19 protein-coding genes are annotated in these 24,455 nt (G+C 46.0%); 11 read left to right on the forward strand and 8 right to left on the reverse strand.

The features are described from left to right. Position 1 precedes the first annotated feature (1 nt). From D8877_RS01970 to hutG, 4 genes are all read left to right on the forward strand, one after another. Positions 2 to 601, forward strand: a complete 600-nt coding sequence (locus D8877_RS01970) for a HutD/Ves family protein (protein WP_011836508.1) — start codon at positions 2 to 4, stop codon at positions 599 to 601. Positions 602 to 676: 75 nt separating this feature from the next. Beyond that, positions 677 to 2,029 (forward strand): APC family permease, encoded by a 1,353-nt coding sequence (locus D8877_RS01975; protein WP_002898305.1) that lies wholly within the window; start codon positions 677 to 679, stop codon positions 2,027 to 2,029. Between the two features lie 5 nt (positions 2,030 to 2,034). Further along, positions 2,035 to 3,576 (forward strand): histidine ammonia-lyase, encoded by a 1,542-nt coding sequence (hutH, locus tag D8877_RS01980; protein ID WP_032909643.1) that lies wholly within the window; start codon positions 2,035 to 2,037, stop codon positions 3,574 to 3,576. Between the two features lie 142 nt (positions 3,577 to 3,718). Continuing rightward, positions 3,719 to 4,708, forward strand: a complete 990-nt coding sequence (hutG, locus tag D8877_RS01985) for a formimidoylglutamase (RefSeq protein ID WP_125336415.1) — start codon at positions 3,719 to 3,721, stop codon at positions 4,706 to 4,708. A 61-nt stretch (positions 4,709 to 4,769) separates the two neighbouring features. Here the strand turns inward: hutG and D8877_RS01990 are convergent, their stop codons facing one another. Beyond that, entirely contained in the window at positions 4,770 to 7,826 is a 3,057-nt protein-coding gene (locus D8877_RS01990) for an ATP-binding protein (protein WP_125352251.1), read from the reverse strand. 160 nt (positions 7,827 to 7,986) lie between these two features. Between D8877_RS01990 and D8877_RS01995 the strand changes: the two genes are divergently transcribed. From D8877_RS01995 to D8877_RS02010, 4 genes are all read left to right on the forward strand, one after another. Continuing rightward, positions 7,987 to 8,808 carry a PrsW family intramembrane metalloprotease gene (locus tag D8877_RS01995; RefSeq protein ID WP_002907231.1) on the forward strand — a complete coding sequence of 274 codons (822 nt, stop codon included), beginning with the start codon at positions 7,987 to 7,989 and terminating at the stop codon, positions 8,806 to 8,808. Positions 8,809 to 9,101: 293 nt separating this feature from the next. Further along, a complete protein-coding gene (locus D8877_RS02000; RefSeq protein ID WP_125352253.1) occupies positions 9,102 to 10,151 on the forward strand; it encodes a bifunctional glycosyltransferase family 2/GtrA family protein in 1,050 nt (349 codons plus the stop codon). Beyond that, positions 10,148 to 11,059: a phosphodiester glycosidase family protein gene (locus D8877_RS02005; protein WP_125352255.1), complete on the forward strand. Its 912-nt coding sequence runs from the start codon at positions 10,148 to 10,150 to the stop codon at positions 11,057 to 11,059. Before D8877_RS02000 ends, D8877_RS02005 begins: the two co-directional genes overlap by 4 nt. Then, positions 11,040 to 11,513, forward strand: a complete 474-nt coding sequence (locus tag D8877_RS02010; RefSeq protein WP_185760141.1) for a hypothetical protein — start codon at positions 11,040 to 11,042, stop codon at positions 11,511 to 11,513. The genes D8877_RS02005 and D8877_RS02010 overlap by 20 nt, the downstream gene beginning before the upstream one ends. Before the next feature lie 49 nt (positions 11,514 to 11,562). Here the strand turns inward: D8877_RS02010 and D8877_RS02015 are convergent, their stop codons facing one another. The 7 genes from D8877_RS02015 to D8877_RS02045 all read right to left on the reverse strand — a co-directional run bounded on the left by D8877_RS02015 (position 11,563) and on the right by D8877_RS02045 (position 20,935). Then, positions 11,563 to 13,800, reverse strand: coding sequence for an alpha-galactosidase (locus tag D8877_RS02015; protein ID WP_125352259.1), 2,238 nt, complete (start codon positions 13,798 to 13,800; stop codon positions 11,563 to 11,565). A gap of 108 nt (positions 13,801 to 13,908) precedes the next feature. Then, positions 13,909 to 14,853 (reverse strand): AraC family transcriptional regulator, encoded by a 945-nt coding sequence (locus D8877_RS02020; RefSeq protein ID WP_164549607.1) that lies wholly within the window; start codon positions 14,851 to 14,853, stop codon positions 13,909 to 13,911. Position 14,854: 1 nt separating this feature from the next. Then, complete coding sequence (gene metF, locus D8877_RS02025; RefSeq protein WP_125352261.1) at positions 14,855 to 15,733, reverse strand: methylenetetrahydrofolate reductase [NAD(P)H]; 879 nt, start codon at positions 15,731 to 15,733, stop codon at positions 14,855 to 14,857. 137 nt (positions 15,734 to 15,870) lie between these two features. Further along, on the reverse strand, positions 15,871 to 18,123 hold the full coding sequence (gene metE / locus D8877_RS02030; RefSeq protein ID WP_125352263.1) for a 5-methyltetrahydropteroyltriglutamate--homocysteine S-methyltransferase: 2,253 nt from the start codon (positions 18,121 to 18,123) through the stop codon (positions 15,871 to 15,873). 244 nt (positions 18,124 to 18,367) lie between these two features. Beyond that, positions 18,368 to 19,351 carry a hypothetical protein gene (locus tag D8877_RS02035; RefSeq protein WP_125352265.1) on the reverse strand — a complete coding sequence of 328 codons (984 nt, stop codon included), beginning with the start codon at positions 19,349 to 19,351 and terminating at the stop codon, positions 18,368 to 18,370. Positions 19,352 to 19,389: 38 nt separating this feature from the next. Further along, a complete protein-coding gene (locus D8877_RS02040; protein ID WP_125352267.1) occupies positions 19,390 to 20,487 on the reverse strand; it encodes an AI-2E family transporter in 1,098 nt (365 codons plus the stop codon). A gap of 76 nt (positions 20,488 to 20,563) precedes the next feature. Then, the gene (locus D8877_RS02045) at positions 20,564 to 20,935 is read right to left on the reverse strand and encodes a hypothetical protein (RefSeq protein WP_002910615.1); all 372 of its coding nucleotides are present in this window, start codon (positions 20,933 to 20,935) and stop codon (positions 20,564 to 20,566) included. Between the two features lie 131 nt (positions 20,936 to 21,066). On the opposite strand from D8877_RS02045, the gene pabB reads away from it, so the two are divergent. The 3 genes from pabB (at position 21,067) to D8877_RS02060 (ending at position 24,455) form a co-directional block, all read left to right on the forward strand. Further along, positions 21,067 to 22,797, forward strand: a complete 1,731-nt coding sequence (pabB, locus tag D8877_RS02050; RefSeq protein ID WP_125352269.1) for an aminodeoxychorismate synthase component I — start codon at positions 21,067 to 21,069, stop codon at positions 22,795 to 22,797. Position 22,798: 1 nt separating this feature from the next. Next, positions 22,799 to 23,413, forward strand: coding sequence for an alpha/beta fold hydrolase (locus D8877_RS02055; protein ID WP_002910617.1), 615 nt, complete (start codon positions 22,799 to 22,801; stop codon positions 23,411 to 23,413). A gap of 133 nt (positions 23,414 to 23,546) precedes the next feature. After that, entirely contained in the window at positions 23,547 to 24,455 is a 909-nt protein-coding gene (locus tag D8877_RS02060; protein ID WP_002910618.1) for an ABC transporter ATP-binding protein, read from the forward strand.

The raw sequence follows: 24,455 nt of genomic DNA on the forward strand, positions 1-24,455 counted from the left end.
AATGACAAATGTAACCCTTTTAAGAGTAAATGATTTTCAAGTTTCCGATTGGTCGGGAGGAAAGACAAAACAGCTTTATCTTTCCCCGCCAACTGGCCACTATGGCAAGCGGGACTTTGACTATCGGCTATCGACAGCGACTGTGGAGTTGGCTGAAAGTCAGTTTTCTGACCTCAGCGGCTTTCACCGCATTCTCATGAGCCTGGACCACACACTTCATCTCCACAATGCCAGCCGGCAGGAGGAAACGGTTCTAGCTCCCTTTACTCCCTATGTCTTTGAAGGGAGTGATTCTATCACAAGTCGTGGGACTTGTACCGACTTTAACTTAATCTACAGCGACCATTATCAGGGACAGATGATTGCCATCTCGAATGGGCAAGAGCTTAGCCAAGATGACGAAATTCAATTTATCTATGCCTTAGAGGATCTGACGGTGACGGTAACAACCCTGCCAGTGCTTAACCTAGAGGCAGAGCAGCTTCTGATAGTGGAAAAAGAGACTCAGGAAACTGAGCTGCATATAATGTTTTCGAGTAACCAGCCAAAGGGAACGCCCCTTTCTATATGGGCTGGTTTGACCCACATCCCTACTAAGTAAAGATACCATGATGCCTTGTCACCATTCTATCTTTACTTGGAAAGGATCCCATATCTCTAAAGGAGAAACATTATTATGGATGCAACTAAACTCACTGCACAAGAACAAGAACAGGAAAAAGCGAAATTCAGCTTTTCCGGTGCAACTCTCTACGGTATCAATGCCGTTATCGGATCAGGGATTTTCCTCCTACCGCAAAAGATTTATAAAGGACTTGGTCCTGCCTCTCTAGCTGTCATGCTTGGAACTGCCCTCCTCGTTATTCTCTTAGCCGTCTGCTTGGCAGAAACTGCTGGTTATTTTAATAAAAACGGCGGAGCTTTCCAATATTCCAAAGCGGCCTTTGGAGACTTTGTCGGATTTAATGTTGGCTTCCTAGGCTGGGCAGTTACCATCATCGCTTGGTCTGCTATGGCAGCAGGATTTGCGAGACTTTTTGTCATTACTTTTAAATCCTTTGCCCCCTATGAACTTCTGCTCAGTGTGAGCCTGATTATTTTGCTCAGTCTAATGAATATATCAGGTCTTAAGACTTCCAAAATGTTCACCTTGACCGCAACCGTAGCCAAGCTCATCCCAATTGTCGCTTTCAGTCTATGTGCGATTTTCTTCATCAAAGGAGGAATTGACAAAGGAAACTTCACTCCGTTTCTTCAGCTAGAACCTGGCGTAGATATCATGAAAGCTATCTCTAGTACAGCCATTTATATCTTCTACGGATTTATCGGATTTGAAACCATGTCTATCGTTGCTGGTGAAATGCGCAATCCGGAAAAGAATGTACCTCGAGCTATTTTGGGCTCTATCAGTATTGTCTCTGTTCTCTATATGCTGATTATCGCAGGAACTATCGCCATGTTAGGCAGCCGTATCCTGCAAACAGATGCTTCTGTACAAGACGCCTTTGTCGAAATGATTGGCCCTGTTGGAGCATGGATTGTTTCTATCGGAGCGCTGATTTCTATTGCTGGACTTAACATCGGGGAATCTATCATGGTTCCACGTTATGGTGCAGCTATCGCAAATGAAGGTCTGCTTCCTAAGAAAATTGCAGAAACCAACTCTAAAAATGCCCCTATAGTTGCCATTATTATTTCAGGAATTCTGGCTATCGTCCTGCTCTTCTCTGGTAAATTTGAAGAATTAGCAGCTCTCAGTGTGGTCTTCCGCTTCTTCCAATACATCCCAACTGCTCTAGCTGTACTAGTATTAAGAAAGAAATATCCAGATAAGAAAGTGGTCTTCCGCGTTCCATTTGGTCCAGTAATTCCAATTTTGGCGGTTCTAGTCAGCCTCGTCATGATTTGGGGTGAAAACCCAATGAACTATGTCTACGGCCTCATCGGTGTCCTTATCGCCAGTGCAGTATACTTTATCTATATAGTACTGATTTGTAAAAATAAAGTTCTTGAACAAGAAGGAGAATGAATCTTATGACACATGTAATCAATTTGGATGGCGAACACCTTACTTTAGAAGACGTCATCGCAGTAGCTCGTCATGGAGCCATTTGCGAAATCGACCAAGAAGCTAAGAAAGCTGTAGAAGCTTCCCGCAAAATCGTGGATGACATCGTCCGCGAAAAGCGGGTCGTATACGGTGTTACAACCGGATTCGGCTCTCTCTGCAATGTCAGCATTTCACCAGAAGATACGACTCAACTGCAAGAAAACCTAATTCGGACGCACTCCTCAGGCTACGGTGATCCCCTGCCTGAAGATGCAGTCCGTGCGATTATGCTAATCCGGATTAATTCCTTGGTCAAAGGTTATTCTGGTATTCGTCTCTCTACCGTCGAAAAGCTCCTGGAATTGCTCAATAAAGGCGTTGTCCCTTACATTCCAGAAAAAGGCTCTTTGGGAGCTTCTGGTGACTTGGCACCACTGGCTCACATGGTTCTGCCTATGCTAGGACTGGGCCGTGCTTACTATCAAGGTGAATTGCTCTCTGGACAAGAAGCTTTGGCCAAGGCTGGTATCGAGAAAATTGCTCTAGCAGCTAAGGAAGGGCTGGCGCTGATTAACGGAACGACTGTCCTGACAGGTATCGGAGCTCTGGCTACCTACGATGCCATCCAGCTTCTTAAATTATCAGATGTCGCTGGTGCTCTTTCCATGGAAGTCCACAATGGTATTACCAGTCCATTTGAAGAAGACTTACACACTATTCGACCTCAGAGCGGACAGCTGGCTACAGCCCGCAATATCCGCAACCTTCTGGAAGGCAGTGGAAATACGACCGTAGCCACTCAACAACGGGTCCAAGACCCTTACACCCTGCGTTGTATTCCGCAGATTCACGGTGCCAGCAAGGACTCTATCGCTTATGTGAAAACCAAGGTTGAGATTGAAATCAACTCCGTTACAGACAACCCTATCATCACCAAGGAAGGCCATGTTATCTCAGGCGGTAACTTCCACGGTGAACCAATGGCACAGCCATTCGACTTCCTCGGCATCGCTATTTCTGAAATCGGAAATGTATCCGAGCGCCGTGTAGAACGTCTGGTCAACAGTCAACTGAGCAAGCTTCCATCCTTCTTGGTCAAACACCCAGGACTCAACTCTGGCTTTATGATTACCCAGTATGCTTGTGCTTCGCTTGCTTCTGAAAACAAGGTTCTATCTCATCCAGCCAGCGTAGACTCTATCCCATCTTGTGAAAACCAAGAAGACTTTGTCAGCATGGGAACTACTGCAGCACGCAAGGCAGCTGAGATTCTCAAGAATTCTCGCCGCATCGTGGCAACAGAAATTATGGCAGCCTGCCAAGCTCTGGATCTGAAACCAGAAAACCATGAACTTGGTAAAGGAACCAAGCCGGCCTACGACCTCTTCCGTCAGCATGTCCGCTTTATCGAGTTTGACAAGGATATCGAAATCTATGAGGAACTCAACAAGGCTTCTGAGCTGATTGAAAACGAAAAATTCCTAGCAGCCGTTGAAAAGGCTGTGGACTTGAGCATTCAGTTCTAAAGCTGGTGACTCTGTAAAAAAGCTAACATAAGAAGCCCGCTCTCGTTCAGCTGGGCTTCTTTTCCCGCCAAAAGCCATTGACAGGCTTGGCGGAAACTCTTATAATAAAGTCGCAAGTATCGTTATGGAAAAGGATAAAATCATGTTAGAAGATTACTATCAGCTAGATAACAGCTATTATCATAAGAGACTGGATGATGATTTATATGCTGCCAAATGGGGGATGGTTATTGAGTTTTTGGACTTAAACGACCCTAACTTAAGACCCTTTGACGGCGTCAACTTTGCTTTGATTGGCTTCAAGAGTGACAAAGGGGTTTATATCAACCACGGCCGAGTGGGGGCTGTCGAAGGACCACAAGCTATCCGAACTCAGCTGGCCAAGCTTCCTTGGCATCTTGGTAGAAACGTCCGCGTCTTTGATGTTGGCGATATTGACGGGCCTAACCGCTCTCTGGAGCAGCTGCAGCAAAGCTTGGCTCGAGCAGTCAAACGCCTGCGAGAGCTCAATCTCCGGCCTATCGTTCTGGGAGGCGGCCACGAAACAGCCTACGGCCACTATCTGGGACTTAAGTCGTCACTAGCATCTGACCAAGACTTGGCCGTTATCAATATGGATGCCCACTTTGATTTGCGTCCCTATGACCAGACTGGTCCTAACTCCGGAACCGGTTTTCGCCAGATGTTCGATGACACTCTGGCTCAGAAGCAGGCCTTTAACTACCTTATCCTAGGGATTCAGGAGCATAATAACAATCTCTTTCTCTTTGACTTTGTGGCAAAATCCAAGGCTATCCAGTTTCTGACTGGAATGGATATGTACCAAATGGGTTACAAGGAAGTCTGTAAGGTGGTCGATACCTTTTTGGCCGGCAAGGAGCAGGTCTATTTGACCATTGATATTGACTGCTTTGCAGCTGGTGCAGCGCCTGGTGTCAGTGCCATTCAGTCGCTCGGTGTGGATCCCAATCTAGCGGTTCTGGTCTTCCAGCACATCGCTGCCTCAGGCAAGCTGATCGGCTTTGACATTGTCGAAGTCTCTCCACCTCACGATATAGACAACCATACAGCTAATCTGGCAGCCAGCTTTGTCTTTTACCTGACCCAAGTCTGGGCACAAGCACATGACTGATAGGCATTTAAAAACTTCATTAGAAACATCAAAAGAGGATGAATATTGCTTTCATCCTCTCTTATTTTGTGTTTAATGCCTGAGATAAGCCTTGGCATAAGTTTTCTAATTCCTTTAGCTGATGACGATCCCGGTAGGGATTGAGCTGGCTTTTGGCCGTTTCATAGTAGGTCTCAAAGTCCTGATTCAGCAAGTCTTCAAAGTCTGCATTCTGCAAACTGCCAGTCAGCAGACGATACTTAATCACAGCCATCAGATAGTAGATCAGCCCCTTGTCCCGCGGATTTCCGTAGCGACTGATGAGACTATCCTTTTTCCGCAGCAGATCAAGCACAGGCTGGTAATCTCTCTTCTCACAGCCAATCAAGGCCAAATACACTTCCAACTGGGTCTCTTTCCAAGGGAAGCTGAGAGATTTCAAGGCTGTTTTCGCCTTGAGGAAAATCCGCTCCGCCTGCTCATAATCTTTCATCTGATAGTAAGTCATACCCAAGCCGATATAGAAAGCAAAAATCGAAGGCTCTGCTGTTTTATTTTCCGTCAGCTTAATGGCCTCTTTTTGATGAGCCAGAGATGCCGTGAAATTCCCGCGAATCTGCTCAATCTCCGCCAAGTAGTCTAGAGCCGCTGCAATCTGAATCGAGTACTTGGAACGCAGCGAAGCCGTCAAGCTGAAACAGTCGATAGACTGGTAGAGATGGTGAAGCGACTGCTCCTCATCTCCAATCATGAGATGATAGAGCCCCTTGAGTCGGAGGTTGATAGCAATGGCCTCGTGATTGTTGGCCTGGACCGAAGCATCCAGAGCCAGCTCCGTATAGTAGCGCATCTCAGGGATATTCTCCGTCTGGATACAGTAGTAAATCATCTGCCGATAGCCTTCTAGGAGAAAATCCATCTGCTGCAGCTCCTTGGCCGAAGCAATCACCTGCTGGATATTGTCCATCCCCTGCTGGTAATTCCCAGTCCGGATAGCATAGCGCCCTTCTAGATAGAGAAAGCGGAGAACCAATAGCTGAAAATCCTTGTGATTCTGGTGTTTTCTCTCTAAGCCCTCTATCTCCCGACGGATACGGTCAAACTGGTCTAAAACCGCTGACTGATTGCTATCATCCGTCTTTTCAATAAAGCCAAACTCCCGCGAGTAAATCGGAAAGAGCTCGTGATGAAACTTCAGAGTAGCCTCGAGATAATGCAGCTCGTACTCCAGAGACTTAATCGGCTGCTTGGACAGCTTGTAGTGATAGGCGATTTCATTGAGCAGCTGGGCATGATAGAGAGAGTCTCCCAGCTGGTCTTCCATACCTTGGGCAATCTGGTGATGCAGCATTCGCTTCTTGGCAAGCGATAAACGCTCATAGGCGTAGATTCTCAGAAGCTCCTGGCTGAACCACACTACCAATTCCTCGCCCTGCTCCTCTTCTATCAAGAGCTCCTTCTGTCCAAACTCCTCAGTGATTTCGACCACTTCTTCCATCGGCAGGCCTAATAGCCTGGCTAAGAGCGAAACCGATGCAGGACCCCTAAAGCAAGCCAGACAGTCCACCAACTCCTCCTCTTGACTGCTCAGGTAATCCAGCTTCAGAGACAGCTTAGCCTTGATGGCCGGGGTCAGCGGATGAAACTTCTCGCCTCGCAGGAGCTGCTCAGCGTATTCCGATAGGAAGAAAGGGATGCCTTGACTGACCCGATAAATATCCTCAAAGCCTTCTTCAGGTATGGCTAACTGACCTGTCTGGGCTTGCAAGTAAGCTGCACTATCCTTAAAATTCAGCGGCTGCAGCTCAATAAAGCCTAGCTTATTGCGAACCAGCAGGTGATTGAAAAAATGTTCCAAATAAGAAGGGGTGCTCAGATGCTTGGTCAGCACAAAGGCCACAGGATAGCCGGTCAAATGATTCATAACTTGCTCCAAGACAGCAACGCTGGCCTCATCCATCCAGTGACAGTCCTCAATTAAGATTATCAAAGCTTTTTTCTTAGAAATCTTCTGCAGAATATCCACCACAAACTGAGCCAGCTTGTCCGCATCCAACTGACGACCAGAAGTGCCGCCTGTCAAAATAGGAAAATAACTCTCCAAAATGACCTGCCACTGGCTGATAGAAAGAATCTGGTGCTGAATAACCAAGTCGCCCAGGCCGTCCAGCAAGCCACGCCAAGGCTGCAGCTCTGCCTTCATCTCTTCCTTAAAGCACTCAGCCATGACAATCTGGAAATACTTGGTCTGATTGGCCAGTACTTGACGAGTCACTGTCCGCTTTCCGATACCAGTACCACCGACTAGGACAAGAGCACGCGCCTCCTGAGTCTCTATCACCTTAGAAAAGTAAGATTCCAAGCGCTTGATTTCATCAACCCGCCCGAAAAAGTGGTCCGTATTGCGCAGAAACTGCTTAGTCTTGCGCTCGCTCCGGTCCTTGGCAAGCACCTCATGATATAGTTGCTGGATAGGTTCCGTAGGACTAATGCCCAGTTCCTTATCCAAAATATTGACCAATTTATAATAAGTCTCAATCACCTTACCAGGCCGATCATTATCCTGATAGAGCTTCATGAGCAGATGGTAGTTCTTCTCATCAAACTCATCAATGCTGATCAAGCGGCGCAAATTCCGCTCAGCCTCTTCCAAATCCAGCTGGTCTTTTTCTGTTTCCAGCTGTTGGTAGCAGGCTTGGATATAAAGCTGCTCATATCGCGTCCGCATCTTAGACACCCAGTAATCAAAGGCCTCACTGTCCTTGAGATAGAAGCCCTGCAGAAAATCCCCCTGATAGAGCGACAGATGCTCCGCAGGATGATCCGTGAAGCGTTCTACATCACTTTCAATCATACACTCGGGATTAAGCGACAGCACAGTCCGGTTGGGAGCGACAATCCATTCCCCACCTAGTAACTTGTTAGCTTGATAAATGGTATTGCGCAAATTCTTTTTGGCGGTCTGATTATCCTTGTTTTCCCAGAGGATTCCTGCAATCTCCTCCCGATTGACTGCTCCATTGATGTAAAGATAGTAAAGCAGAGCATTGATTTTGGCAAAAGGAAAAAAGACTTCCTCCTGATTGAGAAAGACACTCGGACTTCCCAGCAATTTCAACCTCAACAGATTTTTCGACATGCAAACGCCTCCAAGAAACCTTATAGAACTAATATAAACAAAAAGAGACAGTTTGGCAAGTAAAGTATTATACTAACCCTTAATTTCCAGTTTTTAAATTGGTTTTATTTAGGATTTTTTTGTTATACTAGGATGAAAATAAAATTTTAGAAAGTTACTTATGAAGAAAAATATTGTTCTTTTCATTTTTCTCCTTCTGAGCGCGATTGGCTTAGAATACGAGACACAAGCCTATACCACTGGCAGTATGTCAGGTACTTCCTATGGAATTGTCGGACTGTCAGCCCTCTTGGCTCTGCTCTATATCGTCCCTGCCCTACTCTTGATTCGCCAACTGGGTAAAAAATGGCAGACGCCTGCACTTAGCCTTGGGATAGCTCTGCTAGGCGGCCTTTTCATTTCAGGCTGGACCTCTGGCTTGGCCAACACCTATATCCACGAATGGGTCAGCACCAGCTTCCCAAATACTCTGCTCAGTGACCTAGAAAATGCCATCGCAGCTCCGCTGGTTGAAGAACCACTCAAGCTGTTGGCAGTTGCCTTCGCTGTCTATCTAGTCCCCGTCAAAAAGCTCAAATCCTTCTTGATGCTGGGTATAACGGCCGGCATGGGCTTTCAGATTAGCGAGGACTTCTCTTATATCCTCTCTGACCTGCCCGAAGGCTTCTCCTTCACTATCTCTGGTATCCTAGGCCGTATCACTGGCGGCGTCGCCTCTCACTGGCTCTACACCGCCCTAACCACTCTCGGTCTAGCTCTCATGCTACGCTATGCCAAAACTCAGAAAAATTATTTCCGAGTGGGGCTCCTCTACTTCCTAGCAGCCTTCGTTCTCCACTTCTTCTGGAACTCACCGCTGACTGCTATCGAAACGGATATCCCAATCATCGTACCAGCTATGACTGCTCTGGCTGTCTTTATCTTTTACCAAGCCTACCGAACAGCTCATAAAATTGACCAAGAAGAATTGGAAGTGGAATGATGCAAAAAAACGACCGTTAGGGTCGTTTTTTTTGGGGGTATTCAGGAATATTTTTTAACATTCTACATTTAAGACATACCAAGCAATTGCAAAAATCGGAATGACCTATTTTTAGAGATATCTACATAATCCCTTTGTCATACTCTAACATTCATTGTGCAAAACCACCTCTAATCCTCTTCTTTCCATGCTCTTTCCTTAAAGAAATGTTAACATTTTCTTAAAACTAACTTATATTAGGAATCTTTAAGCCGCAGTCTGTATACTTTCTACAAATCATCTAAGAAAGAGGTATGGATATGGATTTTCTAGTGATTCCGGCCTATGAGCCTGATTATAATCTTATTAAGCTGATAAAAAAAATTCACCATAAAGGTGATTTTCATATCATTGTTATCGATGACGGCAGCTCTTCCAAATGCCAGATAGTCTTTGAGCAGGCAGAGCAGTACGCGACTGTGCTCCGTCATCAGGTCAATCAAGGCAAGGGGCAAGCGCTGAAGACTGCTTTTACCTTTATCCAAGCACTAAAGATCTATGGAACGGTGGTAACAGCAGATGCGGATGGCCAGCACAAGGTCTGGGATATTTTCCGCGTAGCGGTCAAGGTTTCTGAAAATCCCAATCGGCTGATTCTGGGAGCACGCGCCTTTACTGGCAAGGTGCCCCTACGCAGCCGCTTCGGTAATAGTCTGACTCGGGCTCTCTTCAAGCTTCAGACTGGCGTGGGTGTCTCCGATACTCAGACAGGCTTGCGAGCCTTTACGACCAACATGATTCCATTTATGCTAAAGGTAGAGGGGCAGCGCTATGAGTATGAAATGAACATGCTCTTAGAAGCCAGCAAGGAATATCCCATTTTGGAAGTGCCCATTGAGACGGTCTATATCAATGACAATCAAGGCTCGCACTTCCGACCGATTCGGGATGGGCTCATGATTTATAAAAATATATTCAAATTTGCCCTGACTTCTCTCAGCAGCTTCGTCGTAGACTACATCGTCTACGCACTGGCTCTCTTGTTTTTAGCTGCTGTGCCGACCAGCCTGAGAATTCTTCTCGCAAATGGGATTGCCCGCGTGACCAGCTCAATATTTAACTATTCGACCAATAAAAGGCTAGTCTTTAAGAACGACGACAGTATACTCAAGACAGGAACTGGCTATTTCAGCCTAGCTGTAGTGCTCTTTATCCTAGATACACTGCTGATTCGCCTCTTCTATGCTGTCTTTGGTCTCAATCTTCTGATTGTCAAAATCATCGTCGGCATCTTACTCTTCACCGTCTCTTGGATGGTCCAAAAGAGATTTATTTTTAAGGAAAGGACACACACCGCATCATGAAATTTTTAAAGAAACGCTATGCCTATGCCTCCATTTTCGGGCTGCTTCTGACAGCTTCCTTCAGCTACTCCATGCTGAAAACCTTCGTCATCGCAGAGACCATTTCCACGGTTTCAAGCGCAAGTTCGTCGTCCAATACCGAGGCTGCCAGCAAGGCTGCGGAAACAGCAACAGTGACGGATACCAGCTATTCAGACGACAACATCTCGGTCACGCTGACTGAAAAGACCGTCAGCAACACCCAAGTCTACGTCGCTGATGTGACCGTCAGCTCATCAGAATATCTGAAAACAGCCTTTGCCCAAGACACCTACGGAAACAATGTCACAGCAAAAACCTCGGAAACGGCCGCCAACAACAATGCTATCCTAGCGGTTAACGGCGACTACTACGGAGCCAATACAACTGGCTATGTCATCCGCAATGGCATCGTCTACCGCGATACCGTCCGAGAAGACTCCAGCAATGGTGATTTAGCTATTTACAAAGACGGCTCCTTCAAGATTATCTATGAAGACCAAGTCTCTGCCGATCAGCTGGTCAAAGACGGTGTGGTCAATCTCTTGGCCTTCGGCCCATCCCTTGTAGAAAATGGTGAGATTGTCGTTGATACCAACTCTGAAGTCGGCCAGTCCATGTCTTCCAATCCACGGACAGCTATCGGTATCATTGATGAAAACCACTACATCATCATCGTTTCAGACGGACGCACCTCAGAAAGCGAAGGACTTTCCCTCTACCAGATGGCAGAAATCATGAAATCTTACGGTGTCAAGACCGCCTATAACCTTGATGGCGGCGGATCCTCTACACTTTACTTTAACGGTCAGGTCATTAACAAACCTACAACCAACGGAAATACTATCTCAGAAAGGTCGGTGAGTGATATTGTCTACATCGGTTACTAATCCCAGCAAAAAACGTTTTAGAAAAACAGCCCTTATCTACGCACTATTAACGATTTTCTTCTTTGCTTTCAGCAGAATCTATGAATCCTTCAGTTTCGGCGAAACATCTAGCCACATGCACTATCTCTTTGCCATTCCTCTAGTGGGTGGCATCCTCCTCCTGCTCTTCATGAAGGTCATCCCTAACCTCTCTCGGCTCAGCCTCAACCTCTGGAACTCGGCTGTAGCCATTATGACAACCGGCATGCTCTTCCGTGGCATCGTCAATCTATCTGGCCGCTCCACGACGCTGGATATGCCCTACTGGTACGTAGGAGCTGCCTTTACGGCTCTGGCACTACTCTCCATGGTCTTTACTCGAAGTGAGTGGAATAAAGAATGCCAAGCACAGCCAATACACAGCAAAAAAGAAGATTCAAAAATAAGTCGTCGTGAAACCTACAGTCAAGTATAAATCATAACCACCCGTTAGACGGGTGGTTATGATTTATTTCCCATCTTATCTACTCATCCTCTGCTTCAAACAGCCAGAGTTTAGAATCAAAGTCATAGCTTGGCTCTTGCTCAGAATCCTCCAGAAGCTGACCGCTGGAAGCGTCCGTGGTGACCAGCCCAACTCGCATAAGCTCGGCCCCAGTATAGGTACGCCCCTCCAGCTGATAGACCTTATCCGCAGCCAGTCCTTTCAGTTGCAAACGCTGATGAGAGCGATTGACTTGATTGAGGACCTTGAAAGTGCCTAAAAGTGCAGTGTTCTGATCCTGACTGACAAGCATCCAAGCTGTCTGCCTATCACCCTTAAATGGCGACTGCAGTCGATAAAAAGTTCCATTATGAATCAGCTCTCGATGGCTCTTGTAAAAAGCTATCTGTTCCCTGACTTCAGTCAATTCCTCTGGGCTTAGCTGATTAAGATCCAGCTCATAGCCAAAGGAACCGAAAAAGGCGACATTCCCCCGCGTCTTCAACGGAGTCAGACGGTTGGTCTGGTGATTGGGCACGATGGAGACATGGGCTCCCATAGACGAAAGCGGATAGAGAAGACTGGTCCCGTACTGGATCTTCAAGCGCTCGATAGCATCCGAATCATCACTAGTCCAAGCCTGAGGAGCATAATAGAGCATACCTGGATCAAAGCGGCCTCCACCTGAAGAGCAGGACTCAAATAACAGTCTCGGATAGCGACTGATTAAACGCTCATACAAGTCATAAACACCCAAGACATAGCGGTGAAAAATCTCTCCTTGCTGATTGGCTGGCCAGGCAGCTGAGAAGACATCCGTCAGAGGGCGATTCATATCCCATTTGATATAATCCAGCTGCGCTTCCTCGATAACCGCTGATAGACGCTCAAAAATCTCATCCACTACTTCCGGCCGAGAATAGTCCAAAACAAACTGGTTCCGACCATGGTGGGGCTGTCTATCTGGCACTGCCAGCAGCCAGTCAGGATGAGTTCGGTAGAGTTGGCTGTCCTTATTGACCATTTCCGGCTCAAACCAAAGACCAAACTGCATGCCCAAACCGTGAATTTGCTCTGCTAGCGAGCCCAGACCCCGCGGCAGCCTGTCTGGATTGGCAAACCAATCCCCCAGCCCAGCTCGGTCATTAGTCCGCTGGCCAAACCAGCCGTCATCTAGCACAAAAAGCTCCACCCCTACTTCCTGAGCCTTTTCAGCAAGATCCAGCAGCTGATTCTCACTAAAGTCAAAATAGGTAGCTTCCCAATTATTGATGAGAATAGGACGAGATCGCTCGCGCCAGTAACCCCTAGCTAGGCGTCGACGAAATAGCTGATGAAAAACTTGACTCATGCCGTTGAGGCCCCGCTCAGAGTAAACCAGCAGAGCTTCTGGACTGGTAAAAGACTGGCCCGCAGCCAGCTTCCACTCAAAGCAAAAAGGATTGATGCCTATCTGCAACCGGGTCACATCATAGGTGTCCACCTCAGCCTGAATGAGAAAATTGCCTGAGTACACCAAGGCCGCTCCTAGCACTGGGCCTGAAAATTCAGTCGTTTCCGGTCGCTTAAGAGCTACAAAGGGATTATGATGAGGACTGGAAATACCGCGGGTTGACTCAATGGACTGAATCCCCTGCTGAAGCGGACGCTCCTTGATATGGCGTTCCCGGGCCCATGCTCCTGATAGCTGCAGCCAGTCATAGTCAGCATCTGGCAGATCCAGCGACAGACTAGCTAGGGATTCCAAATAGCAGGTTTCCCTGCCTTGATTAAGTACTTTGCTGGAGCGAGCGATAACCGGCCAATCAGCAAAAATCGTATAAAACAGCTGAACTTCAACTTCTGTCACCGCATCTCGCAGGGTTAGAATAAGAGTCTTAGCCTCCATTTGAGTCTCTGTATAAGTAGCGGGCAGCCCCTCTAAAGCTGGCTTACCATCTACCATCTGATGACTGACATAGACAAAGTCAGTAATACGCGAGCCATTTTCCTGCCGCAGACAGATAGCGGGATGGCGAAAGTCTGTCGTGCCGTATTCTGGAAATTCCTGCCGTACATGCTCCAAAGAATAGCGTAAATCCCCTTCTTTCCGATAGGTTGTCATGGGCCGATGCTGCAGCTCCACCAGATAAGAATAATCCCGCTCCGGAACCGCCGCTCCGTAGTATAGCTGCAAGAGTTTACCATCCTCCGAAACCCGAAAGATATAAGAAACCTCGTCGTTAGTCAGATGAAATTGCCTGCACTCTTCCTTAAACAAAATACTCGCCTTATTCATGACCTTCTCCTTTCACATTCTGCAATCACGCTTCCCCTTTCATTATAAAAAAGGCCACCCCTTTTGGTAAGCCTTTCTTTCTAGTATTATTTATCCAAATGTGACTTTTTACAGCTCCTGTCCCAGATGAGAGCTAGCCTTGCGAAAATTCAAGGGCGACTGGCCACGCGCCTTTTTGAAGGCTTTTGAAAAGCTCTGTGTTCCAGCAAAGCCTGTCTTACTGGCAATCTCTTCCACCGAAAGCTGGCTGCTCGTCAGCAAATCAGCTGCCATATTGAGCCGCAAATCATTACTGTACTCCTTAATCCCCTTGCCTACTTCATCCTTGAAAAGCCGAGATAGGTAGGAAGGATGCAGAGCCAATTTCTGCGCCAACTCCTGTACAGATAGACTTTCTGGCAGATGACTGCTCAGCAGTTCCAAGACCTGCTGGACATAAGGATTGACTCGACGACTTTCCGTGATTAAAGATGTCTGCTTAAGACGTTGGGACAAGAGCTCTAGAAAGCGATAAACTTGCCTTTGCAGAGCTAGTTCAGCTGTTATTCCGCTGCCCTCATAGGCCAGACTTTCAAAGACCAAGGCCTTAAATTCCTGCAAAGAAGGCAACTCAAAAGACCATTGGCCAGACTGTAGTCCCAGAGCCTGTAGATAACGAGGCAAGAGGTGCCCACCCAGTCCCATCCAGACATAAGACCATGGCTCTTCTCCATCAGCCTGATAAAAGACCGACTGACCCGGTGGCACCACAAAGCCCTGCCCTTCCTGCAAATCATAGCGCTGATTGCCAACGGAGTAAGTCCCCCGTCCCTCCAGTACGATATGAATGACATAAACATCCCGAACAGCCGGCCCAAAGCTATGATGGGCTTCCGTTTTTGAATAACCACAGAAGGCAAAAAAACAATCTTCTTGGCCAAACTGCATAGACTTAACCAAGGTCAGCGAATGCTCCATCAGCTCCTCCTTAGATTTGGATAAAATTTTTATCCTTATTATAAAACAAAAACCACTAAACAGCAACTGAATCTGATTAGTGGTTTCTTCATTCATCTTAAAAAGATTGTACAGATGGATTATGATTAAAGAGAGCATGAGTAGCCTTATAGATATGGTAGGCTGTTGCAGCATTATTCATAGTGTAAAGGTGTATGCCCGCCACATCCTGGGTCACCAAGTCAACAATTTGGTCCACAGCATAAGCCAGACCTGCTGCTCTCAGAGACTCTGGGTCATGTTCGTACTTATCCAGAATAGCCCGGAATTTTCTTGGCAGCTTGATATTCTCGCAGGTCTTGAGCAGGCGCAGAGCCTGATTACGATTGAGAATCGGCATAATCCCAGCATGGATAGGCACTTCAATACCGGCTAAAATACACTTGTCCTGAAAATCATAAAAGCGCTCATTGTCAAAGAAAAGCTGGGTCACCAGACTAGAACAGCCAGCATCCACCTTTTTCTTGAGATTTTGAATATCTGAAATCTGATTAGGCGAATCTGGATGACCCTCTGGATAGCAAGCTCCGATGATGTTAAAGTGCGGCGCTTCTGTCTTGATGTATTCGATCAAGTCAGTCGCATAGGTAAAATCATCCTTAGGCGCTGCATCTGGAAAAATATCCCCTCGCAAAGCCAAAATCTGATGGACACCAACCCGATCCAAAGACTGCAAGATATTAGACACCATGTCCTTGGTCAGATAGACCGCAGGCAGGTGAGCAATGGTCGGAATCTTGAGATCATTGGCGATGAACTCAGTCAAACGAACCGTCGTCTCCTCAATGTCAAACTTATTATTGCTGGCTGTCACACTAATAAAGTGAGGAGCCAGATCTTGCATCTCTCTCAATGCCTGAAAAATCTTATCATTGCCTACTGCCGGATTGGGAGGAAATACTTCAAATGAGAGACTAGGTGTATGACGACGAACCATATAACAAAAAGTTCCTTTCAATGATGGTAGCGATAGCTGAGGACAATCCTAGAAGAACAGTTCCTGCAGGATTGTCAGCTCTGCTTCAATTTTTGGGGTATCCTCCATCAAGATCAACTTTTGAGGTTCCAGGAGGATTATTGCAAATGTTGTCTAGCTGCTTTGGCTGCTTCTACTAAGCGTACCAAGCTAGCCTTGGTTTCTGGGATACCACGAGTTTTAAGACCACAGTCAGGGTTGATCCAGACCTTGCTGCTTGGCACCTTAGCCAAGATAGCTTCGATCGTATGGTCAATTTCCCCTTCATTTGGCACACGAGGAGAGTGGATATCGTAAACCCCAGGTCCCACTTCTGTTTGGAAGTTTTTCGCTTTAAGCTCGTCCAAGATTTCAAGGTTTGAACGGCTGGCTTCAAAGGAAATAACGTCCGCATCCATGTTGTCGATAGCAGGGATGATATCGGTAAATTCTGAGTAACACATATGAGTGTGGATTTGCGTATCTGGCGCTACTGTTGAGTGTACTAGACGGAAGGCTGGAATTGCCCAGTCAAGGTAATCTTCGTACCAGTCGCTGCGACGGAGTGGCAATTTCTCACGAAGAGCAGCCTCGTCGATTTGGATAATCTTCACGCCTGCAGCTTCAAGGTCAAGCACTTCATCCTTGATGGCAAGAGCGATTTGAAGGGTAGAATCCTTGATAGAGATGTCTTCCCGTGGGAATGACCAGTTGAGGATGGTAACAGGTCCAGTCAACATGCCCTTAACAGGTTTGTCTGTACGGCTTTGCGCATAGCTAGACCATTTAACAGTGATTGGGTTGAGACGAGTCACATCACCCCAGATGATTGGTGGTTTCACCCCACGCATACCGTATGATTGTACCCAACCATTCTTAGAGAAGAGGTAACCTGACAGGTTTTGACCGAAGTACTCAACCATGTCATTACGCTCGAACTCACCATGCACCAGCACATCAAAGCCAACTTCTTCCTGCCATTTGATCCAATCATCGATCTGCTCAGCCAAGAACTTGTCATAGTCTTCTGCTGACAGCTCACCCTTGCGGAAAGCCAAGCGTTTGGCACGAACTTCCTTGGTTTGAGGGAAGGAACCAATTGTCGTAGTTGGCAATGGTGGCAGATTGAGCGCCTTGTGCTGAATTTCCTCACGCTCTGCAAAGACCGGCAGGCGAGTGTAGTCCGCATCCGTCAAGCCAGCGATCCGAGCAGCCAGCTCTGCATTTTGCCCAACACGCTCTGCTGCAAAGAGAGCTTTGTTAGCAGCAAGTGTTTCTGCACCACCGCCATTGCGGATAGCATCCAAATCACGGATTTCATCCAATTTTTCCACCGCAAAGGCAAAGTGGTTCAAGATTGCTGGTTCAAATTCTTCATTAGCCGTTGTAAATGGCACATGGAGAAGTGAGCATGAGCTTGTCAAAACAAGATTTTCAGCTGGGATTTGCTCAAGCACTGCCAGGCTCTTTTCATAGTTGTTGCGCCAAATATTTTTACCGTTGACAATCCCTGCATAAAGAGTCTTATCAGCTGGGAAGCCACCTTTGACAAGTTCAAGAGTTTTCTTGCCTTCTACAAAGTCCAGACCAATCGCATCTACTGGCAACTCTACAAGGTCTGCATAGATGTCACGAACGTCACCAAAGTAGGTTTGAATCAAGACTTCCAAGCCTTTCTTATCTGCCAGAAGCTTCTTATAAAGGTCCAAGAAGAGAGCTTTTTCTTCTACTGACAGATCTTTGACCAGACTTGGCTCATCCAACTGGATACGCTCTGCACCTAGCTCTGCTAATTTGGCAAAGACTTCTTGATAAGCTGCAGCCAGGGCATCGACAAAGTCAGCCGGCGCTACACCGTCTTCAAAGTCAGATACTTGCAGGAGAGTGAATGGACCAACCACAACTGGACGGGTTACCAAGCCCAACTCTTTCGCTTCTGCAAATTCATCAAAAATCTTATGCCCAGCCAGTTTGACTTGGGTTTCTTTTTCAAATTTAGGAACGATATAGTGGTAATTCGTGTTGAACCATTTCTTCATCGGAAGGGCGCGGACATCCCCTTTTTCGCCCTGATAACCACGAGCCAAGGCAAAATACCGCTCCAAGTCAGTCAACTCCAACCCTTGCACAGATGACGGCACCACATTAAAGAGAAAGGCCGCATCCAGCACATTGTCATAGTGAGAAAAGTCATTTGACGGAATCTCTGAAATCCCCTTTTCCTTGACAATATTCCAGTGTTTAGCACGCAACTCTTTGGCCACAGCCAGAAGCTCTTCTGCTGAGATTTCATGTCTAAAGTATTTTTCAGTTGTAAATTTCAATTCGCGGAATTCGCCCAAACGAGGGAAACCAATAATAGTCGTTGACATAAACGTCCTCCAAAATTTTTCTTGATTTTATCTTATCAGAAAATCCCCCCTCTGTATAATTGGAATTTCCCAGAGTTTGATATAGCCTAAAACTATAACGAACCTCATCAACCAATCCAAAATCCCTATTTTAACAACACTATTGACTGAAATTATTGTTTGCTATAGGTAGAAATTATGACCTTGGAAAAAGAAAAACCAGCGAGAATAAAATCTCGTTGGTTTCCATAATATCTTGTCTTGTTTACTCTGTTTCATGATACAGCTTTTTAGCTTTTTCAATATCATAGTATCTGTCAAACTCTTCTTTGGAGTTGACGATATGCTCCTGACTGTCGACAGACAGTTCTAGGGGAATGTTTACAGCTTCATATACATTCACTGTAGACGGCATAAATAAGCTGTAGACGGTTGCCTCACGCTCAAATTGCACTGCGCTATTTTTAGAATTTAAAATAAATACAGTCGCTTTTCTTTTTTCTAAGAGCTTATAGGGCTTTGAGCTCTTCTCAAACTGAGTCTGTTCCAAAAAAGCTTTATCTATCGAGAACTCCCCACCAACAGGAACAGTTTTAATACCATTAGCTTTATCATCCCAAGATGTTAATGTTGTTACTCCCAACTTTCTGTTAAAGTCTTGAGCTAGAATTTCATTTTCCTCAATCTTCTTATTTTGCAAATTAAGAAAAAGTGGTTTAGTATTTTGATAATTCTTTAAATCCCGTATCTGAATCTTTAAATATTCCTGTCCTTTCCAAGTATAAATATCCCCTAGCTCTGCTGGTATATAATCCACATTGTAATCTTCTACCACCTTGTAAAGATCCAACTCCGTCTCCTCCTCAAGCTTCATGCCCTTAACTTGGTAAATACTCAAAGTCCAGTAAGCTCCATCAATTGGCCGCTCCTGTAAATAATAAGGAGTATCTTTTAATTTCATATTCTGACGCAATATATATCGAGAACCTACACGAGTATTTTGTACAAATCCGTAACTCCCAAACTCTTCCATTTTTTTGTCTTCGTCCGGAGTCGTTGAAGTCCAATGGACAATAGCGCCTGCACCATCCGCAATGATTTCATAATCATCAATTTCAGCTTTACCAGTATACTGGCTGTACTGCCTATAGTATTGTTCATTATAGTAACGATAGAGAGTCCAAGATACCAAAGATAAACCCGCTAATACTAACAATGTAATAAAAATCTTTGTTTTGCTCCATTTCATAATTAAGCTCCTATTTTGCAAATTTATCGTCTAAGTCATTAGGCAACTTCTCCACTTTCATTCCTCTCCTCCTTCTCCACAACAAACTCTCTAACCAAGCGGTAGATAACTGCGAATATAGGGGTGAAGAAAATCATGCCGACCAATCCAAAGAGGTTGCCCCCAATCAGGGCGGCAGCTAGGGTAAAGAGAGTTGGGAGACCGACGGACTGGCCGACCACGCGCGGATAGATAACATTACCCTCAATCAGCTGCACTCCCTGAAAGACTGCGATAGAAAGGAGGGCTTTCCAAGGGCTGTCGGTGAAGATAAAGATAGCACCTAGAGCACAAGCTGAGAAAGGCCCGATGTAGGGAATGAAAGAGAGCACTCCAGCCAGAACTCCTGTCAAGGCCGCATAAGGCAGGCCTGTCAGAGAGTAGGCGATAAAGACTAAAACACCGACAATGACAGCCTCAATCATCTGCCCCATCAGAAACTTATCATAGGTCTCAACAATGACAGAACCGACATAGGATAGGCGTTTGACAGCCTTCTCCGGAAGCATAACCTGAAGGAGACGACTAGTGATTGTCTGCAAATGCTCCTTGCTGCTCAAGAAGGCAAACATGAGAAAAATAGACATGATGACCGAGAAGAAATTGCCAAAAATAGCAGAGATATTACCCGTCAGACTGCCCAGAAGATAGATGGCTCGGTTGACAATATCACTGTTTTGCAGCTGCTTGGTCAAATCTTTCAGCTGGCTAGAGGAAAGCAAGCCAGACTGCTGCAGCCACTTGGCTACCTGAGGCGCTACCTTGCCGATTGTTTCGCTCAGCTGATTGACCGCTGTGGTCAGAGTCGGCACGACAATAGAAACAATCCCTGTCATAATGAGAACTAAAATCAGCACCTCTAAAACTAAGGCCAAACCGCGCTGCAACTTCTGAGGGACTCGGCATTTGTCCAAGAGGTCTTCCAGTTTTTTCATTGGGACATTAAAGATAAAGGCTAGGACTCCACCCAGTATAATAGGCGAAAAAACCGAAGTCAAACTCTGCAAACCAGACCAGATATTCCCGATATAGAGAACCAGAGCCAGAGCGAGCGCCGCAAACATGATTAGTTTATAGGATTCATTTATTTTTTTCATAAGGCTTCCTTTTAAGGTTTTATCATTTCCTTATTTTATCATAATTTTCGAGGGCTTTCGAGCAGGAGGAAATGGGTTAGTCAGCTTTGTCTTCACTTTTAATTTTTTGAAAATCTTGAAGATAGAGGACCCCAGCTCCTATAGACAAAAGGCCTGCAAAGATAGCTAGAAAAGGAATAAATCCCATGATAGATGCAAAAAGCAGCATCTGATGATTCATCTTATTGACCCTAGAGTCCCCACTATAATGAGACATACCAGCTAAGGAAAGTATCAACAAGAAAACATTAATTAGCAGAATCAGAAGTGCCCATATGTAATTTTCAATGAAGCTACCAATCAAATCAACAAACTCAAAACTCGATCTTTGTAAAGAAAAATACATGATAAGAATTCCCGCTATAATACTCGCAACCCCATTTACCAATAACAATTTATTTGACTTCATATAAATCTCATTCTTTCTTTTTTAACATAGTATACCTAGCTACTTTCTAATCTGTCAACCATTATCAAAGAATGGCTGTTTCATCCGATAAATCCGTTTTCATTCAAATTATCTTATGATAAAATAACTTTATGCACAAGAAAACGATTATTGATTTTAAGCAGTTGGGCCAACGCCTGATTTTTACGAATCCCATCAAGGAGCTAAAGACTCGCCGTCTTGACCAAGTGGAGGAACTTTTGGCAGAGATTGAGGGTTGGCAGGAGAAAGGATACTATGCTGTCGGCTATGTCAGCTATGAAGCAGCTCCAGCCTTCGAGAAAAAGTTCCAAGTTCATGCGGCCCCGCTCCAGAAGGAATACCTCCTCTACTTTACTATCCACGATAAGGCTGAGGAGGCTGCCATTCCCTTGACCTATGAGGAAGTGGAAATGCCAGCAGCTTGGCAGGGGCTGACTTCTGATCAAGAGTACCAGAAGGCTATCGAGACCATTCATCATCATATCCGCCAGGGCGATACCTATCAAGTCAACTACACGGTGCAACTGTGCGCGGAGCTCAATCCTGAGGATAGCTTGGCTATTTACAATAGGCTGGTCGTTGAGCAAAATGCGGCCTACAATGCCTATGTAGAGCATGACGAAACCGCCATCTTGTCCATCAGCCCCGAGCTCTTTTTCGAGGAGCACCGAGGTCAACTGACAACTCGTCCTATGAAAGGAACCACCAATCGGGGACTGACCTTAGATCAGGATAGAGAGCAGGCTGCATGGCTGGCTCAGGATTCTAAAAACCGAGCAGAAAATATGATGATTGTCGATCTGCTACGCAATGATATGAACCGCATTTCTCAGACGGGCAGCGAGCGGGTTGAGCGTCTCTGCAACGTCGAGCAATACTCTACAGTCTGGCAGATGACCTCTACCATTAAAACCCTACTGCATGAGGGAGTCGGACTGGCAGAGCTTTTCAGAGCGCTCTTTCCTTGCGGATCCATCACAGGCGCACCTAAGATTTCGACCATGGCAATCATCAAGGCGACAGAAAAAGCTGCCCGCGGGGTCTACTGCGGTACAGTCGGTATCTGTCTGCCAGACCAGAGACGGATTTTTAACGTCGCCATCCGCACCATTCAGCTGGAGGGAAGGAAAGCCATCTATGGCGTTGGCGGCGGCATCACTTGGGACAGCACCTGGAAATCTGAATACATCGAAACCCAGCAAAAATCTGCCGTCCTCTATCGAAAGAATCCGCGATTCGACCTGATTTCTACTGGAAAAATAACGGATGGAAAACTGACTTTACAAGTCCAACACCTGCAAAGACTGACGGAAGCAGCTAGCTACTTCGCCTATCCTTTTGACCAAGACAAACTAGAGCAAGAGCTAGAAGAAACATGCACTCAGCTAGACAAAGAAAAAGATTATAGGCTACGTATAGCTCTTAAAAAAGACGGCAGTATTGGGCTAGAAACGGCTCCTCTACTACCTCTGACAAAGACTTTCATAAAGGCAAAACTGGTCGAGCAAACAGCCAATCTAGCCCAGCCTTTTACCTATTTCAAAACCAGTCATCGTCCTCATCTAACCTTGGAGCAGCAAGAACAGATTTACTACAATGCCCAAGGCCAGCTGCTGGAAACCTCTATCGGCAATCTGCTGCTGGAACTAGACGGCAGGCTCTACACGCCTCCAGCTGAACTGGGCCTGCTCAAGGGCATCTACCGCCAGCAGTTATTAGATAAGGGTCAAGCTACTGAGAAAGTTTTAACTCTGGCTGACCTAGCTCAGGCTGAGAAAATCTACGCCTGCAACGCAGTCAGGGGACTGTACGAGCTGGAGATTGATAAGGGAGAGCTCTGATATGAAAGTTATCTTTCTGCACGGACTGGGGCAAGATGCGCATTCTTGGAAGAAAGTTCAAGAAGCCCTAGCCAATGTCCCAACGGAGTCGCTGGCTCTTTTTCTGAAGGGCAATGAAAGTTACCAAGACATTCGACAAGCAACCCTCCAGCACCTTCAAGCTGAAGAACAGCCTTTTATCTTAGTCGGTTTGTCACTCGGTGGCCTGCTGGCACTGGACCTTTCTGACCAAACTCTTCCTCATCTAAAGGGCTTGATTTTATCCGGGACTCAATACAATTTAGCAGATAATTTTCTCTACAGACTGCAGATTCTCGTCTTTAAACTGATGCCCAAAAGCGTCTTCACCAAGCAAGGGGCGGATAAAGGCCAGATGCTGCGGATTTTGACCGAACTGCGTAAGGTAAATCTTACTGATAAGGTAAAGAAAATCAAGCTCCCCAGCCTGCTTGTTTGCGGCAGCAAAGACAAGCCCAATCTAAAAGCTGCCTACAAACTTAACAAGCTGCTGAAAAATTCTCAGCTTTGCATTATAGAAAAGGGCGGCCATACTCTGAATAGCCAAGCGCCCGAAGCATTTGCTCAAATAATAGAGAAATTCCTAGATGAGTTCTGACCCTTTTACATGACAAACCAAAAACTTTAGAAATATTTGAGAAATTCTTTATAAATATTTGAAGGTTTGGCGATATACTAATTAATAAGAAGAGGAGTTTTCTCTCCTAAGCTCATGAAAAGGAGACTTAATCATGGAAAATGTTTTGGTTTTACAGCAAGTCAGCAAAAAATTCGGCCGGCAGTACGCTCTGACCGATGTGAGTCTGACGATAAAAAAAGGAGATATTTACGGTTTGATTGGCAAGAACGGGGCCGGAAAGACCACTCTGATTAAGGTCATCACCCAGCTCTTGGAAGCAAGCAGTGGCAATGTCTCCCTCTTTGGCTCTCAGAACTATCAAGAATGGACGCAGAGCCTCAAACGGGTCGGATCGGTCATCGAAACACCGGTCGCTCACAACCACCTGACAGCCTATGAAAATCTCAGCTACTACTGTAAGCTCCGCCATATTCCCCATGCGGATAAGGTCATCCGTGAAACCTTGGAATACGTGGACTTGACAGATACCGGCAAGAAGAAATTCCGCGACTTCTCACTCGGAATGAAACAGCGGCTGGGTCTAGCTATCGCGCTTCTTACCAGACCTGACCTGATGATACTGGACGAACCTATCAATGGCCTGGATCCAGTCGGCATCAAGGAATTCCGCCAGCTGGTGCAGCGACTCAACGAGGAGTTTGGCATGACCTTTATCATCTCCAGCCATATCCTGTCTGAACTTTACTTGGTGGGTACTCGGTTCGGCATTATCGAGGAGGGACGGCTGATTCGCGAGATTTCCAAGGCGGAGTTTGAAGAACAGAGTGAAGACTATATCGTGCTTAAAACGTCACAGTTAGAAGAAGCCAGCCGGCTGATTCACGACCAGCTCATGCATCGCATCAAGGTGGTCAATGCTTCTGACGAGATTCATATCTTCACCCATTCTCATGAGATTAGCAAGATTGTCAAGGAACTTGCGGTCGCAGATATACCGGTGCAGGAGATTTACTATGCACGACAAAACCTAGAAAACTTCTTTACAGACTTGGTCAAATGA

It is taken from the genome of Streptococcus sanguinis (assembly GCF_003943735.1).
GTDB classification, from domain to species: Bacteria; Bacillota; Bacilli; order Lactobacillales; family Streptococcaceae; genus Streptococcus; species Streptococcus sanguinis_E.

Bases quoted from the DNA above. Each gene is read 5' to 3' on its own strand.
- D8877_RS02055 (WP_002910617.1), top strand. From the start codon at position 22,799: ATGAAAGTTATCTTTCTGCACGGACTGGGGCAAGATGCGCATTCTTGG.
- D8877_RS02000 (WP_125352253.1), top strand. From the start codon at position 9,102: ATGGATATGGATTTTCTAGTGATTCCGGCCTATGAGCCTGATTATAAT.
- D8877_RS01990 (WP_125352251.1), bottom strand. From the start codon at position 7,826: ATGTCGAAAAATCTGTTGAGGTTGAAATTGCTGGGAAGTCCGAGTGTC.
- pabB (WP_125352269.1), top strand. From the start codon at position 21,067: ATGCACAAGAAAACGATTATTGATTTTAAGCAGTTGGGCCAACGCCTG.
- D8877_RS02020 (WP_164549607.1), bottom strand. From the start codon at position 14,853: ATGAATGAAGAAACCACTAATCAGATTCAGTTGCTGTTTAGTGGTTTT.
- D8877_RS02040 (WP_125352267.1), bottom strand. From the start codon at position 20,487: ATGAAAAAAATAAATGAATCCTATAAACTAATCATGTTTGCGGCGCTC.
- D8877_RS01970 (WP_011836508.1), top strand. From the start codon at position 2: ATGACAAATGTAACCCTTTTAAGAGTAAATGATTTTCAAGTTTCCGAT.
- hutH (WP_032909643.1), top strand. From the start codon at position 2,035: ATGACACATGTAATCAATTTGGATGGCGAACACCTTACTTTAGAAGAC.
- D8877_RS01975 (WP_002898305.1), top strand. From the start codon at position 677: ATGGATGCAACTAAACTCACTGCACAAGAACAAGAACAGGAAAAAGCG.
- D8877_RS01995 (WP_002907231.1), top strand. From the start codon at position 7,987: ATGAAGAAAAATATTGTTCTTTTCATTTTTCTCCTTCTGAGCGCGATT.
- metF (WP_125352261.1), bottom strand. From the start codon at position 15,733: ATGGTTCGTCGTCATACACCTAGTCTCTCATTTGAAGTATTTCCTCCC.
- D8877_RS02005 (WP_125352255.1), top strand. From the start codon at position 10,148: ATGAAATTTTTAAAGAAACGCTATGCCTATGCCTCCATTTTCGGGCTG.
- metE (WP_125352263.1), bottom strand. From the start codon at position 18,123: ATGTCAACGACTATTATTGGTTTCCCTCGTTTGGGCGAATTCCGCGAA.
- D8877_RS02060 (WP_002910618.1), top strand. From the start codon at position 23,547: ATGGAAAATGTTTTGGTTTTACAGCAAGTCAGCAAAAAATTCGGCCGG.
- D8877_RS02035 (WP_125352265.1), bottom strand. From the start codon at position 19,351: ATGAAATGGAGCAAAACAAAGATTTTTATTACATTGTTAGTATTAGCG.
- D8877_RS02045 (WP_002910615.1), bottom strand. From the start codon at position 20,935: ATGAAGTCAAATAAATTGTTATTGGTAAATGGGGTTGCGAGTATTATA.
- D8877_RS02015 (WP_125352259.1), bottom strand. From the start codon at position 13,800: ATGAATAAGGCGAGTATTTTGTTTAAGGAAGAGTGCAGGCAATTTCAT.
- hutG (WP_125336415.1), top strand. From the start codon at position 3,719: ATGTTAGAAGATTACTATCAGCTAGATAACAGCTATTATCATAAGAGA.